The organism is Sphingobium nicotianae, assembly GCF_018603885.1.
Lineage (GTDB): Bacteria > Pseudomonadota > Alphaproteobacteria > Sphingomonadales > Sphingomonadaceae > Sphingobium > Sphingobium nicotianae.
On record NZ_JAHGAW010000016.1, the window covers coordinates 16595 to 31419 of the forward strand.

The 14825-nt window shown below is 66.8% G+C and carries 13 protein-coding genes; 12 read left to right on the top strand and 1 reads right to left on the bottom strand.

All coding sequences use genetic code 11. From position 1 onward, the window contains the following. The first annotated feature begins 264 nt into the window (after positions 1–264). Positions 265–1554, top strand: a complete 1290-nt coding sequence (locus KK488_RS19980) for an adenylosuccinate synthase (RefSeq protein WP_214625484.1) — start codon at positions 265–267, stop codon at positions 1552–1554. 56 nt (positions 1555–1610) lie between these two features. Continuing rightward, positions 1611–1841 (top strand): hypothetical protein, encoded by a 231-nt coding sequence (locus KK488_RS19985; RefSeq protein ID WP_214625485.1) that lies wholly within the window; start codon positions 1611–1613, stop codon positions 1839–1841. Here the strand turns inward: KK488_RS19985 and KK488_RS19990 are convergent. Further along, positions 1838–2602 (bottom strand): COG4705 family protein, encoded by a 765-nt coding sequence (locus KK488_RS19990; protein ID WP_214625486.1) that lies wholly within the window; start codon positions 2600–2602, stop codon positions 1838–1840. The genes KK488_RS19985 and KK488_RS19990 overlap by 4 nt on opposite strands. Positions 2603–2734: 132 nt before the next feature. Here KK488_RS19990 and hisG point away from each other — a divergent pair, with 132 nt between their 5' ends. From hisG to KK488_RS20040, 10 genes are all read left to right on the top strand, one after another. Further along, on the top strand, positions 2735–3409 hold the full coding sequence (gene hisG, locus KK488_RS19995; RefSeq protein ID WP_214625487.1) for an ATP phosphoribosyltransferase: 675 nt from the start codon (positions 2735–2737) through the stop codon (positions 3407–3409). Further along, entirely contained in the window at positions 3399–4688 is a 1290-nt protein-coding gene (gene hisD / locus KK488_RS20000) for a histidinol dehydrogenase (RefSeq protein WP_214625488.1), read from the top strand. Before hisG ends, hisD begins: the two co-directional genes overlap by 11 nt. Before the next feature lie 159 nt (positions 4689–4847). Next, positions 4848–5303, top strand: a complete 456-nt coding sequence (nusB, locus tag KK488_RS20005; protein ID WP_214625489.1) for a transcription antitermination factor NusB — start codon at positions 4848–4850, stop codon at positions 5301–5303. Further along, complete coding sequence (thiL, locus tag KK488_RS20010; RefSeq protein WP_214625490.1) at positions 5300–6220, top strand: thiamine-phosphate kinase; 921 nt, start codon at positions 5300–5302, stop codon at positions 6218–6220. The genes nusB and thiL overlap by 4 nt, the downstream gene beginning before the upstream one ends. 299 nt (positions 6221–6519) lie before the next feature. Next, positions 6520–8631, top strand: a complete 2112-nt coding sequence (locus KK488_RS20015) for a sodium-translocating pyrophosphatase (RefSeq protein ID WP_214625491.1) — start codon at positions 6520–6522, stop codon at positions 8629–8631. Between the two features lie 246 nt (positions 8632–8877). Continuing rightward, on the top strand, positions 8878–9501 hold the full coding sequence (locus tag KK488_RS20020; RefSeq protein WP_214625492.1) for a PEPxxWA-CTERM sorting domain-containing protein: 624 nt from the start codon (positions 8878–8880) through the stop codon (positions 9499–9501). 203 nt (positions 9502–9704) lie between these two features. Next, on the top strand, positions 9705–11690 hold the full coding sequence (locus KK488_RS20025; protein WP_250890818.1) for an alpha/beta hydrolase family protein: 1986 nt from the start codon (positions 9705–9707) through the stop codon (positions 11688–11690). 42 nt (positions 11691–11732) lie between these two features. After that, positions 11733–12875 (top strand): 8-amino-7-oxononanoate synthase, encoded by a 1143-nt coding sequence (locus tag KK488_RS20030; protein ID WP_214625494.1) that lies wholly within the window; start codon positions 11733–11735, stop codon positions 12873–12875. Continuing rightward, positions 12872–13519 carry a dethiobiotin synthase gene (bioD, locus tag KK488_RS20035; RefSeq protein WP_214625495.1) on the top strand — a complete coding sequence of 216 codons (648 nt, stop codon included), beginning with the start codon at positions 12872–12874 and terminating at the stop codon, positions 13517–13519. Before KK488_RS20030 ends, bioD begins: the two co-directional genes overlap by 4 nt. Beyond that, entirely contained in the window at positions 13516–14775 is a 1260-nt protein-coding gene (locus KK488_RS20040; RefSeq protein ID WP_214625496.1) for an adenosylmethionine--8-amino-7-oxononanoate transaminase, read from the top strand. The genes bioD and KK488_RS20040 overlap by 4 nt, the downstream gene beginning before the upstream one ends. The last annotated feature ends 50 nt before the right edge of the window (positions 14776–14825 follow it).

Consider the following 14825-nt stretch of genomic DNA (forward strand, 5'->3'; position numbering starts at 1 on the left):
CGAGGACGACCGGGATCGCGGCCAGGGCGAGGATGCGATTGTGGATCATGGGGTTTTTCCTCCGACACTCGTGCCTCCCCGGTGCCACGGCGATGCTTGAGGCAAGCTGAACCGGCCAGCGCAATCGCGCCTTGACTTGGCCGCGCCGCCGGGGCTAGGGCGCCGCCCGGAAAGTGGCCCTGCGGCCTTATCTGTTCCAATCCGATCGTCGAGTCCTGTCGAAGGGCGATCCGGATCCGCTCGGCAGGGCGGAGATGCACATCCATGGCAAATGTAACCGTGATCGGCGCCCAGTGGGGCGATGAGGGCAAGGGCAAGATCGTCGACTGGCTGGCGAGCAAGGCCGACTGCGTCGTGCGCTTCCAGGGCGGGCACAATGCCGGCCACACGCTGGTTGTCGGCAACACCACCTACAAGATCAGCCTCGTCCCCTCCGGCATCGTCACCGGCACGCTCTCGATCATCGGCAATGGCGTGGTGCTCGATCCCTGGGCGCTCAAGGCCGAGATCGAGAAGCTGGAAGCGCAGGGCGTCACCGTGGATCGCTCCAACTTCGCGGTGGCGGACAATTGCCCGCTGATCCTGCCGTTCCATCGCGATCTCGATGCAATGCGCGAGACGGCGGCGGGCAAGGGCAAGATCGGCACGACCGGGCGCGGCATCGGCCCGGCCTATGAGGATAAGGTCGGCCGCCGCGCGATCCGCGTGTGCGACCTTGCCCATCTCGATGCGCTGGAGCCGCAGCTCGATCGCCTCTGCGCGCATCATGACGCGCTGCGCGCCGGCTTTGGCGAGCCGCCGATCGATCGCGCCGCGCTTGTCGCGGAGCTGCGCGAGATCGCCAATTTCGTGCTGCAATTCGCCGAGCCGGTGTGGAAGCGCCTGCGCGACGTGCGCAAGGCCGGCAAGCGCATCCTGTTCGAGGGCGCGCAGGGGGTGCTGCTCGACGTCGATCATGGCACCTACCCGTTCGTGACCAGCTCCAACACGGTGAGTGGCACGGTCGCCTCGGGCACCGGCATGGGGCCGAATGCGGCCGGCTTCGTGCTCGGCATCGTCAAGGCCTATACGACGCGCGTCGGCTCCGGCCCCTTCCCGACCGAGCTCGAGGATGAGACCGGCGAGCTGCTCGGCCGTCGCGGGCACGAGTTTGGCACAGTCACGGCGCGCAAGCGGCGCTGCGGCTGGTTCGACGCCGTGCTGGTGCGCCAGACCTGCGCGCTTAGTGGCGTCACCGGCATCGCGCTCACCAAGATCGATGTGCTCGACGGGTTCGAGACGATCAGGATCTGCACCGGCTATCGCCTCAACGGCAAGATCATCGATTATCTGCCCGCCCATGCCGCCGATCAGGCCGCGGTCGAGCCGGTCTATGAGGAAATGGACGGCTGGGAAGGCACGACGGTCGGCGCGCGCAGCTGGGCCCAGCTGCCGGCGCAGGCGATCAAATATATCCGCCGCATCGAGGAGCTGATCGAATGCCCGGTGGCATCGGTCTCGACCTCGCCGGAGCGGGACGACACGATCCTGGTGCGCGATCCGTTCGAGGGGTAAATATAGATTTGATCTGATCTAGTCACCGTTCGTCCCGATCAGGCGCGGTCCGCGCAATGCTGCGCAGCTACCAGCGGATCGGGACGAACAGTGTAGAAATGGGAAGAAAACATCCCACTAAAAATCAACGGAACAGCAACCACAGAATGATGATGACGGGAATTGGCACGCCGATGAGCCAAAGCAATATTCCCTTGCCCATGATCTGTTCTCCTTCTTCTTTTGACGACAAGAGAACACATGGACCCGGTGAAATGTTCCCGCGCATCGCGCGGAGCGGCGACTAAATCTCCCGTGAATAGTCGTCCGCGCGCCAGCGAGACAGGACGACCAGGGCGAGGATGGCAGCCCCCAGCACTGCCGAGGCGAGCGGACGGCTGAAGGCGAGCCCGCCATGATCGAGCGGCTTGTCGAGGAAATCGCCGACCGCCGCGCCGAGCGGCCGGGTCAGGATGAAGGCGGCCCAGAACAGCGCGATCCGGCTGATCGAGGTCAGCCAATAGGCCGTAAGCAGCAGGGCGAGGCCGGACGCGAACAGGATGGCCGCTCCGCCATAGCCCATGCCGGCGCTGTCGGCGGTCCAGTCGCCAAGGGCGGTGCCGAGCGTCTGCGAGAAGGTGATCGTCACCCAATAGAAGATCTCGGTGCGCGCATCGGCGACGTGCGCGGCTGAGATCGATCCCAAGGTGAGGCGCCAGCTGGCAAGCGACAGGAGCACGGCGGCAAGGAGCAGGGCCGAGCCGCCAGCATAGCCGATGCCGAGCGAGCGCGTTGCGAAATCCGCCATGGTCGTGCCGGCGGTGGTCGATGCGATGATGGTCGCCCAATAGAGATAGGGCCTGTAAGCCGTCGCGGCGACCTGGCGCCAGACGAGGACCAGCAGCAACAGCGCGAAGATCGCTGTGCTCGCCAGATAGCCCAAGTTCATCGTCATACTCAGTGTGTCGCCGGCGGTTTCGCCCAGCGTGGTTGCGAGTATCTTGATGAGCCAGAAGCCGAGCGTGATCGCCGGCACCTTGGAGAGGGTCGCTCTGGTCTCGGCCTGCATGGATCCTCCAGCGCGCATCGGTGCGTCAGGAGCGCTGTCATGGAACCGCTCGCCTTAACCTTGGCTGACCTTCGGATGCGAGATCACCGGACGATTGCCCTTTTTGCCACGAAGCCCTAAGGCGCGCCGGTCATGACCCGGCCGATCATCTTTGCCATTCCCAAGGGGCGCGTGCTCGACGAGGCGCTGCCGTTGCTGGCGCGCGCCGGCATCGAGCCCGAGGCGGAGTTCTACAAGGAGAGCAGCCGCGCGCTGCGCTTCGCGACCAATGTCGAGGGCCTGTCGATCATCCGCGTGCGCGCCTTCGATGTGGCGACCTTCGTGGCCCATGGTGCCGCGCAGATCGGCATCGTCGGGTCGGACGTGATCGCCGAGTTCGGCTATTCGGAGCTGTATGCGCCGGTCGACCTCGACATCGGCCACTGCCGCCTCTCGGTCGCCGAGCCGGTCGACGCGGCGCCCGAGGAACTGAGCGCGGCGAGCCATGTCCGCGTCGCCACCAAATATCCGCATCTCACCCGCGCTTATTACGAGCGGCAGGGCATCCAGGCCGAGTGCGTCAAGCTCAACGGCGCGATGGAGCTGGCGCCCTCGCTGGGCCTGTCGCGGCGCATCGTCGATCTGGTCTCCTCGGGCGCGACGCTCAAGGCCAATGGCCTGGTCGAGACGGCGACGATCATGGAGATTTCGGCGCGCCTGATCGTCAATCGTGCGGCGATGAAGATGCGCGCGGCCGAGCTGGTGCCGATGGTCGAGCGCTTCCGCGCCGCCGTGGAGACGACCAAGGACAAGTCCGATGCCGCTTAGGCTGGATACGCGCGACGCCGATTTCGCGGACAGGTTCGACGCGCTGGTCAACGCCAGGCGCGAGGCGGACGAGGATGTCGCGCAGGCGGTGCGCGGCATCATCGCGCGCGTGCGTCGCGAGGGTGACGCGGCGCTGGCCGAACTGACCACGCGCTTCGACGGCTTCGATCCGCATGCTGCGGGCTGGACGATCACGCCGGCGCAATGCGCAGCGGCTTACGAGAAGATCGCGCCGGAGCTTCGCGCCGCGCTCGATCTCGCGGCGGCGCGCATCGCCGATTATCATGCGCGCCAGAAGCCGCAGGACAGCGGCTGGACCGATGCCGCCGGGGTGCGCCTCGGCGCGCGCTGGAATGCGGTGGAAGCGGCGGGCATCTACGTGCCGGGCGGCCTCGCCGCCTATCCGAGCTCGTTGCTGATGAATGCCATCCCTGCCAAGGTCGCCGGGGTCGAGCGCATCGTCATGATGTCGCCGACGCCGAATGGCGCGCTCAATCTGGCCGTGCTGGCTGCGGCCCACATCGCCGGCGTGAGCGAAATCTGGCGGATCGGCGGCGCGCAGGCGATCGCGGCGCTGGCCTATGGCACCGAGCAGATCAAGCCGGTCGACGTGATCGTCGGGCCGGGCAATGCCTGGGTCGCCGAGGCCAAGCGGCAGGTCTATGGCGTGGTCGGCATCGACATGGTGGCGGGCCCGTCCGAGATCGTCGTGGTCGCCGATGGCGCCAACGATCCGGCATGGATCGCCGCCGATCTGCTGAGCCAGGCCGAGCACGACCCGACCAGCCAGTCGATCCTGTTCACCGACGATGCCGCGTTCGCCGATGCGGTGGCCGATGCCGTCGAACAGAAGCTTTCCAAGCTTACGACGGGGGAACGGGCGCGCAAGAGCTGGGAAGCCAATGGCGCGATCATCCTGGTTGCCGATCTCGACGTCGCGATGCCGCTGGTCGACCGGCTGGCGCCCGAGCATCTCGAACTGGCGGTCGACGACCCGCAGCCTCTGTTCGATCGGGTCCGCCATGCCGGCTCGGTCTTCATGGGCCGCATGACGCCCGAAGCGATCGGCGATTATGTTGCCGGGCCGAACCATGTGCTGCCGACCGGGCGGCGGGCGCGCTTTTCATCCGGCCTGTCGGTCCTGGATTTCATGAAGCGGACCAGCTTCCTGCAACTGGACGCGGCGGCGATCGGGGTGATCGGCCCCGCTGCTGTCGCACTGGCAGAGGCGGAAGGCCTGCCGGCGCACGCAGCCAGCGTGGCGGTCCGGCTCACATAGATCCTCCCAGCCCCCCAAATCCCGTTTGGCCCGAACTGGTCGTAGGGCTCTTCTTTTTCGCTCGCGCGTTATACAAGGAGAGGCCCCTTCGATGCCTGCCAAGGCAGGCGCTCAGGACAGGCTTCGACAAGCTCAGGCCGAACGGGTAGAGAAGAAGAAATGAACGCAACCCGCTCCAAGACCCGCTCCGCCGCCAGGCTTGCCGCCGTGCAGGCGCTTTATCAGCTCGACATGGAAAAGACGCCGCTGGCCGTGCTGCTGCACGAGTTCCACCAGCATCGCCTCGGCGCGACGATCGAGGATGTGACCTACCATCCCGCCGAGGAGGCCTTCTTCGACGACGTCGTGAAGGGCGTCGACGCGCGGCGCGAGGAGATCGACGCGCTGATCGCGGCGCGGCTGGCGCAGGGCTGGTCGCTCGAGCGGCTCGACAAGCCGATGCGGCAGATCCTGCGCGCGGGCAGCTATGAGCTGCTTGCCCGCGCCGACGTGCCGACGCCGAGCGTGATCAGCGAATATGTCGATGTCGCCCACGCCTTCTACGACAAGCGCGAGGCAGGGTTCGTCAACGGCCTGCTCGACGCCATCGCCAAGGTTGCCCGGCCCGGCGCATGAGCGGCGAGGCGGACATTCTCCGCCGCCTGCGCGAGCTCGCCACGGACCCGGCCGCCCGCGGGCTGCTGGACGACGTCGCGGTGGTGCCGACCATCGGCCAGCAGATCATCCTCACCAGCGACAGTATGGTCGAGGGCGTGCATTTCCGCTCCGACGATCCGGCCGAGACGGTCGGCTGGAAGCTGGCGGCGGTCAACCTGTCCGATCTCGCCGCCAAGGGCGCGGCGCCGTCCTCCTGCATGCTCAACTATGCGCTGACCGGCGATGCGCGCTGGGACAATGGCTTTCTCGACGGGCTGTCGCGCGCGCTGCGCAGCTTCGGCATGCATCTGATCGGCGGCGACACGGTGGCGATGCCCGAGGGCGCGCCGCGCGTGATCGGGCTCACCGCGATCGGCGAAGTGCCCAATGGCCAGCCGGTGCCGAGTCGCTCGGGCGCGCGGCCGGGGGATATTCTCTATGTCTCCGGCCCGGTCGGCGATGCGGGTGCGGGGCTGGCCCTGCTCAACGAGGGCAAGAGCGCGCCGGCCGAGCTGATCCGCGCCTATCGCGTGCCGACGCCGCATCTGACCCTGGGCCAGTCGCTGGCGATGATGGCCCATGCGATGATGGACGTATCGGACGGCCTGCTCATTGATGCCGCGCGCATGGCGGCCGCGAGCGATTGCGCGATCGAGATCAGCCATGTGCCGCTGTCCGAAATCTACGAGAGCGTTCGTGGGCGCACGGTCGAGGCGCGCCTCGCGGCGGCGACGGCGGGCGATGACTATGTGTTGCTGGTGGCGCTGCCCAAGGACCGCGATCCGCCGCACGGTCTGATCGAGGTCGGGCAGTTCAAGCGCGGCGAGGGCATCACGCTGCGGCTGGACGGCAAGGCGGTGAAGCTTCCCGATCGGCTGGGCTATGAGCACGGCTAGGGGGGAGCTTGCTCCCTCCAACGGCAAGTGGGAGCCGGTTTGGCGCTGATGGCGGAAATCTTCGATCCGCTGCTGGTCGCGCCCGCCCTAAATGTTGTTCCAGTCGGAACCGGACTTGTTTCAGTCGGAACGGGCGGATCGCGCATCTGTCGCCGCCTCGCACAGGCTGGCATGCGTCCTCTGCAAGTGCCGGTTTTATCCGCTTGACGCGGCAAGCCACGGCGATAGGTTCCGCCCGCTACAAAAGCCCAACAGGACGGTAAACGTCCGGGTACCTAGGAGCAGGGGAGTTCATCGATATGACATCGGTTCTGATTGCCATAGGCTGCGGCCTGCTGGCAGTTATCTACGGCTTGTTCACCAGCCGACAGGTTCTGAGCGCGTCGCCCGGCGACGAGAAGATGCAGGAAATCGCGGGCGCCATCCAGGAAGGCGCCAAGGCCTATCTTGGCCGCCAATATACCACAATCGCCATTGTCGGCGTGATCGTCGCGGTCATCATCGCCGCCACGCTCGGACTGCTCTCCACCGTCTCCTTCCTCATCGGCGCCGTCCTTTCGGGCGCTGCCGGCTATATCGGCATGAACATCTCGGTGCGTGCCAATGTCCGTACCGCGGAAGCCGCGCGCACATCGTTGCAGGGCGGCCTGACGCTGGCGTTCCGCTCCGGCGCAATCACCGGCATGCTGGTGGCCGGCCTCGGCCTGCTCGCGATCGCGGTGCTCTTCTGGTATCTCGTCCATATCTCGGGCCTCGCGCCCAATGATCGCCAGATCATCGCGGCGCTGACCGCTCTGGCCTTCGGCGCCTCGCTCATCTCCATCTTCGCGCGTCTGGGCGGCGGCATCTTCACCAAGGCCGCGGACGTGGGCGCAGACCTCGTCGGCAAGGTCGAGGCGGGCATTCCCGAGGACGATCCCCGCAATCCGGCCGTGATCGCGGACAATGTCGGCGACAATGTCGGCGACTGCGCGGGCATGGCCGCCGACCTGTTCGAGACCTATGTCGTGACGCTCGGCCTGACCATGGTGTCGATCGCCCTGCTCGTGAAGGCGAGTTCGGCGGAGATCATGCAGCTCATGTCGCTGCCGTTGCTCGTCGGCGGCGTGTGCATCATCACGTCGATCATCGGCACCTATTTCGTGCGCCTCGGCGGCTCGAACAACATCATGGGCGCGCTCTACAAGGGCTTCTGGGTGACGGTCGGCCTGTCGGCGATCGGCATCTATTTCGCCACGCAATATGTGCTGGGCGACATGAACACGGTTGTTGGCGCGGACCTTGAGGGCAAGGGCGGCTACACCGGCATGGCCCTGTTCTACTGCATGATGATCGGCCTGATCGTCACCGGGCTGCTCGTGTGGATCACCGAATATTACACCGGCACCAACTATCGGCCGGTCAAGTCGATCGCCCGCGCGAGCGTCACCGGCCATGGCACCAACGTCATCCAGGGCCTCGCCATCAGCCTCGAATCGACGGCGCTGCCGACGCTGGTGATCGTTGTCGCCGTGATCGCGACCTTCCAGGTTGCGGGCATTATCGGCGTCGCCTTCGCCGCGACCTCGCTGCTGGCGCTGGCCGGCATGGTCGTCGCGCTCGATGCCTATGGCCCGGTAACGGACAATGCCGGCGGCATCGCGGAGATGGCCGGCCTGCCCGATGACGTGCGCCACCGCACGGATGCGCTCGACGCGGTCGGCAACACCACCAAGGCCGTCACCAAGGGCTATGCCATCGGCTCAGCGGCGCTCGCCGCGCTGGTGCTGTTCGGCGCCTACACGACCGACCTCCGGGAATATTTCCCGAGCGTCACCGTCGATTTCTCGCTGAACAATCCCTACGTCATCGTCGGCCTGCTGCTCGGTGCGTTGCTGCCCTATCTGTTCGGCGCCTTCGGCATGACCGCCGTGGGCCGCGCGGCCGGATCGGTGGTGGAGGACGTCCGCGAGCAGTTCCGCAACGATGCCGGCATCATGGCGGGCACGTCGCGGCCCAACTATGCCCGCACCGTCGACATCGTCACCAAGGCGGCGATCAAGGAGATGATCATCCCGTCGCTGCTGCCGGTGCTGACGCCGATCGCGGTCTATTTCATCATCACCGCCGTAGCGGGGCAGGCCGAGGGCTTCGCGGCGCTCGGCGCGCTGCTGCTCGGCGTGATCGTCTCGGGCCTCTTCGTCGCCATCTCGATGACCTCGGGCGGCGGCGCCTGGGACAATGCCAAGAAATATATCGAGGACGGCCATCATGGCGGCAAGGGATCGGATGCCCACAAGGCCGCGGTGACGGGCGACACGGTCGGCGATCCCTACAAGGACACGGCCGGCCCCGCGGTCAATCCGATGATCAAGATCACCAACATCGTGGCGCTGCTTCTGCTCGCCGCGCTGGCGCACGGGGCAATGTAAAGACCCTGGCGCATTCCCGGTAACGGGAGAGGAGGGAGCCCGTCCGGACCCGAGGTCCGGACGGGCTTTCCCGTTTTGGGACAGAATATGCCCGCCAGGTAAAGATTTGTCCCCCGGGGCTGGTGCCGATCCGGCAAAATGGTTAACCGTGTCTTTCAAAGTCATAAATTGGTCGTCGGAGAGCGGCAAAGCAGATTAGCGAATTGAACCAACCGCGTGGGCGGTTTTTTTATGTGGGAGACTATCATGCGCAGGATCGCAATCGCACTGGCGGCGCTGACCGCCTTTGCCGCGCCGGCCCATTCGGCCGTCGTATTTTCGGACAATTTCGACAGTGAAAATGGCGGCGCATCGGCGCTGAACTATACCGGCTTCGCCAATTTCACCGTGGTCGGCGGGGTCGATCTCGTGAAGTCGGGCGACTACAGCATCACCTGCTCGGGCATGTGCGTCGATCTCGACGGCACGCCGGGCGCCGGTTCGCTGGTCTCGAACGTCTTCAACTATAAGGCCGGCGACAAGATCACGCTGTCCTTCTCGGTCGGCGGCAGCCAGCGCGTGGTCGGCTCGGATGAGTTCGCGGCCTTCATTATCTCGAGCAGCGATGGCATTTTCGGCGGCAGCGCGGTGATCCCGTCGAGCCTGGCGTTCACGCCGTCGTCCGTCGACTTCGTCGCCTCGGCTGACGGTCAGCTGCAGTTCGTCTTCACGACCAGCAGCGCCGACAAGATCGGCCCGCTGCTCGACGACATCAGCCTCGACATCTCGGGCGTGGTGCCTGAGCCCGCGACCTGGGCGCTGATGATCGCCGGCTTCGCGGTTGCCGGCCTGCAGATGCGCCGCAGGAAGGCGACGCTCAGCTTCGCCTGATCGCGCCCGCCGCAATTTCGAAAGGCCCGTCCGGAGCGATCCGGGCGGGCCTTTTCTTTGTGCGGTGAACGGCGTCCAGAATGAAGGGCGCACTGAGCTCGCGCCGCAAACGTCTTGAGCAAAAGCGCCGTCATTTTTATGGTGCCGGGGTGCCGAGGGCAGCACGACGGCAGGATCTACTGGGGGGTAGGATGACTTCGAGAATGGGGAAGGGCCGCCGGCTTGGCGCGGCATGGTTGCTGATTGCCGCGAGCGGCGCCGCGGTGATGGCGGCCAGGGCGCAGGAGCCGCAGACGGCGAAACCGCCAACCGCCGACGCGCCGGCCATTGCCGCGAAACTGCTGCCGGTCGAGGCATTCGCCGAGCTGCCGTTCATGGAAGGACCGCAGCTCTCGCCGGACGGCAACAAGATCGCCGCGAAAGTGGCGCTTAACGGCAAGCAGTTCCTCGTCATCCTGAGCATGGTCAATGGCGAGCAGAAGATCGCGCGCATCACGCCGGGCGATAATGATCTCAACTGGTGGCGTTGGGTGAATGACGACTGGCTGGTGCTGGGCATCGGCGCCGAGGTGGCGGTGGATGGCGGCGAGAAATGGTATGCCACGCGCGCGATCGGCGCGAGCGCGGACGGCACCAAGGTCAATCCGCTGGGCTGGAAGGTCGCGGCGCAGAAAGGCGATGACCTGCTGTGGGTGGCGAAGGATGGCAGTCCGCGCATCGTGCTTGCCATGCAACGGTCCATCTATCTGAACGACGCCGGTTTCTGGCCCGATGTTCAGGAGGCCGACGTCTCGACCGGTAAGATGCGCGAGATCGTGCCGTCCAAGGCATCGGTGGGGGATTGGTATGCCGATGCGACCGGCACCGTGCGCATGGGCCTCGGCTATGTCGACGCGTCGCGACAGTCGCTGCTCTACTATCGACCCAGCGACAAGGACGGCTTTCGCCTTTTGCAGGTCGCCAACGGTCGCAAGGACGAGAACCTGCGCGCGCCTGCCCTCTTCCTCGCGGAGCCCGGCAAGGCGCTCGCCTATGACGATTCATCCGGCTTCGACGAACTGCGTGCGCTCGACATGACGAAGCTGACGCTCGGCGATCCGGTCTTTTACGTCCCCGGCTATGACATTGGCGGCATTATCACGGACGCGGCCGGTACGGGCCTCGCGGGCGTCAGGTTTACCGATACGCGCGAGCGCGTCCACTGGATCGATCCGGCGATGATCGATCTTCAGGCGCAGTTCGACAAGGCGGTTGGCGCCAGCCGGTTCGCGCGGATCGTTTCCTGGGACCGGGCGCGGGACAGGTTCATCGTCGAAGTGGGCGGGCCGGACCGGCCGAGCGCTTATTATTCGTACGGGACCGACGACGGAACGCTGCGCGTGCTCGCCCGCACCTATGAGAAGATTCCGGTGACCGGCCAGGCGCCCGTCCGGTCGATCCGTTACAAGGCGCGCGACGGGCTGGAGATCGAGGCGGTGCTGACGCTACCCAAGGGACGCGAGGCCAAGAATCTGCCGCTGATCCTGATGCCGCATGGCGGCCCCTTCGCCCGCGATCTTGAGGAATGGGACTGGATCGCGCAATTCCTCGCCAATCGCGGCTATGCCGTCATCCAGCCAAATTATCGCGGCTCCTCCGGCTATGGCAACGCCTTCGCCGCCAAGGGCGAGGGGCAATGGGGCCTCGCCATGCAGGACGATCTCAACGACACGGTCGATCATCTCGTCAAGGAGGGCATTGCCGACGCCAGGCGCGTCTGCATCGTGGGCGCCTCCTATGGCGGCTATGCGGCGATGCGCGGTGCCCAGCGGGACGGGGGTCGCTATCGCTGCGCCATTTCCTATGCCGGCGTGTCGAATCTGGGTGCCATGATGCGCTATGACAGTCATTTCCTGAACGCGGGCTCCCGGCGCGCCTGGATGAAGGAGCAGGCGCCGGACTTCAAGGCGGTGTCGCCGATCAATTATGCGGCGAGCTTCTCGACACCCATCCTGCTGATGCACGGCAAGATGGACCGTCGCGTGCCGGTGGACCAGTCCCGCGACATGGCCGAGAAGCTGAAGGCGGCGGGCAAGCCCTATCGCTATGTCGAGCAGCCGCTCGGCGATCACTTCTTCTCGCGGCAGGAGGACCGGCTCCAGTTCCTCCAGGAGATGGAGGCGTTTCTCGCTGCGAACAACCCGGCCTGAGCGCGCATAGCCAGCGCGGGTCGCGCGGGCTATAGCGCGCGGATGACGGCGACCCTCGATCCCTTCCGCGCCCAGCTCGACATGCTGGCCAGTCGCGCGCGCCTGCGCCGGCTGATGCCGCGCGCGGGCCATGACTTCGCATCCAACGATTATCTCGGTCTGGCGGGTGATCCGGCGATCGCCGCTGCGGTTTGCGACGCGATCGCGCGGGGCGTGCCGGTCGGCTCGGGCGGATCGCGGCTGCTGCGCGGCAACGCGCCCGAGCATGAGGCGCTGGAGGCGCAGGCGGCGGCGTTGTTCGGCAGCGAGGCGGCTTTGTATCTGAGCACCGGCTTCGCGGCCAACATGGCGCTGCTGGCGGGCCTGCCGGGGCCGGAGGATCTGATCGTCGCCGATGCGCTGATCCACGCGAGCGCGCATGACGGGATGAAGCTGAGCCGGGCGAAGTCGGTGCTGGCGGCGCACAATGACCCGCAGGCCTTTGCCGATGTCATCGCGGCGTGGCGGCGGGGCGGGGGCACCGGGCGGCCATGGATCATCGCGGAGACGCTTTATTCGATGGACGGCGATGTCGCGCCCGTCGATGCACTGGCGGCAATTGCTGCGCAGCATGATGCGATGCTGATCCTGGACGAGGCGCATGCAACCGCCGTCCACGGGCCGGGCGGGCGCGGGCTGGGCGCGCATCTGGAGGGTGCGGAAAATCTCATCGCGCTGCATACCTGCGGCAAGGGGCTGGGGGCCGAGGGCGCGCTGGTCACGGCGGCGCGGCCGGTCATCGATCTGTTGGTCAACCGCGGGCGCAGTTTCGTCTTCTCGACGGCGCCCTCGCCGCTGATGGCGGTGGCGGTGACCGCGGCGCTGGCGCGGATGGCGGATGCCGATGATCTGCGCGGGCGGCTCAACGGCCTGATCGATCATGCTGCGCAGCATATTTGCGCGCCGCTCGACCTGCCTGCGCCGGCGAGCCAGATCTTGCCGGTTATCCTCGGCGACGATGCGCGCACGATGCGGGTGGCGGCCGCGCTGCAGGCGGCGGGGTTCGACGTGCGCGGAATTCGCCCGCCGACCGTGCCGCGCGGCACGGCGCGGCTGCGCGTGTCGCTGACGCTGAACGTCGACGAGGGCGTCGTGGCGGCGCTGGGCGAAGCGCTGCAGGCGGCGCTGGCGATGGAGCCGGCATGAGCGGCGTGCTGATCGTCTCGGGCACGGACACCGACATCGGCAAGACCGTGGCGGCGGCGGGGCTCGCGGCGGCGCTCGGCGCCTATTACTGGAAGCCCGTCCAGGCAGGGATTGAGGGCGGCACGGATAGCGATCGCGCCGAGGCGCTGGGCGTGCCGAAGGAGCATGTGCTGCCGGAAGCCTATCGCCTCGATCTGCCCGCCTCGCCGCATCTGGCGGCGGAGCGGCAGGGGCTGGCGATCGAGGAGGATCGGCTGATCCTGCCCGAGCTGCGGCCGCTGATCGTCGAGGGGGCGGGGGGCCTGATGGTGCCGCTCCGCCGCGATCCGCCCGCGCTGATGATCGATCTCTTCGCGGCGTGGAACCATCCGGTGCTGCTGGTGGCGCGCACCGGCCTCGGCACGATCAATCACAGCCTGCTCAGCATCGAGGCGCTGCGGGCGCGCAGCATGCCGATCGCTGGCATCCTGTTCGTCGGCGATGCTCATGACGACAATGAGACGGTGGTGCCGGCGCTGGGGACGGTGCGCAGCTTCGGCCGGCTGCCGCTGCTCGACGCGCTCGATGCGGGCAGGCTGGCCGATGCGATGAGGGCGCATGTCGATCTGGCGGGCGTCCGCGTGGCAATGGGGCTGCCTGCATGAGTTCGCCGGTCTGGCATCCCTTCACCCAGCATGGCCTCGGCGAAGCGATCCCGCAGATCGCCTCGGCCTCCGGCGCCTGGCTTCATTGCGCGGACGGGCGGCGCCTGCTCGATGGCATTTCGAGCTGGTGGGTGATCACTCACGGCCATTGCGAGCCCCGGATCGCCGCGGCCATCGCCGCGCAGGCCGGCCAGCTCGATCAGATGATCTTCGCGGGCTACACGCATCCGCAGGCCGAGCAGCTGGCGCGCAGCCTCGTCGTGCTGGCGCCGGTGGGGCTCGACCATGTCTTCTTCTCCGATAGCGGCTCCACGGCGGTCGAGGTCGCGCTCAAGATGGCGCTCGGGCACTGGCATAATCGCGGCCAGGCGCGACACCAGATTCTCGTGCTCGAGCATAGCTATCATGGCGACACGATCGGGGCGATGTCGGTCGGCGCGCGCAGTGTATTCAACCGGGCCTATGAGCCGCTGCTCTTCGATGTCGCGACGGTGCCGTTTCCGGCGGCGGGAAAGGAGCAGGGAACGCTCGATGCGCTGGAGGCGCTGTGCGCCGCGCCCGAGAAGCCCGCCGCCTTCATCGTCGAGCCTCTGGTGCTGGGGGCAGGCGGCATGCTGGCCTATACCGCCGAAATGCTGCGGGCGATGCGCGAGGTCTGCGCGCAGCATGACGTGCTGTTCATCGCCGACGAGGTGATGACGGGCTGGGGGCGGACGGGGACGCTGTTCGCCTGCGAGCAGGCTGGAATCACGCCCGACATTCTCTGCCTCGCCAAGGGCCTGACCGGTGGCGCGGTGCCGCTGGCGGCGACGCTGGCGAGTGCGGCCATTTTCGAGAGCCATCGCAGCGACGAGCGCGCCCGCATGTTCTTTCACTCGTCGAGTTTCACCGCCAACCCGATCTGCTGCGCGGCCGCCAATGCCAATGTCGCGATCTGGCGAGAGGAGGATGTGCCGGGCCGGATAGCGACGCTGGGCGCGGCGCTCGATGCGGGGCTGGCCGATCTTGCTGCGCATCCGCGCCTGCACAATGGCCGCCGGATCGGCGGGATCGCGGCGATCGACCTGCGGGTGTCGGACGCCGGTTATCTCTCCGATGTCGCGCCGCGGTTGCGGGCGCATGCGCTGGCTGCCGGGCTCTTGTTGCGGCCGCTCGGAAACACCATCTATCTCATGCCCCCCTATTGCACGACGCCGGCGGAGATCGCCGAGGCCGTGGCGATTATCGACAATGCGGTCGACGCGCTGGCGGGTTGACTAGGTCAACGCTCTATCGCTTTTCAATCGGCGCTTTTGCCGCTATGGGG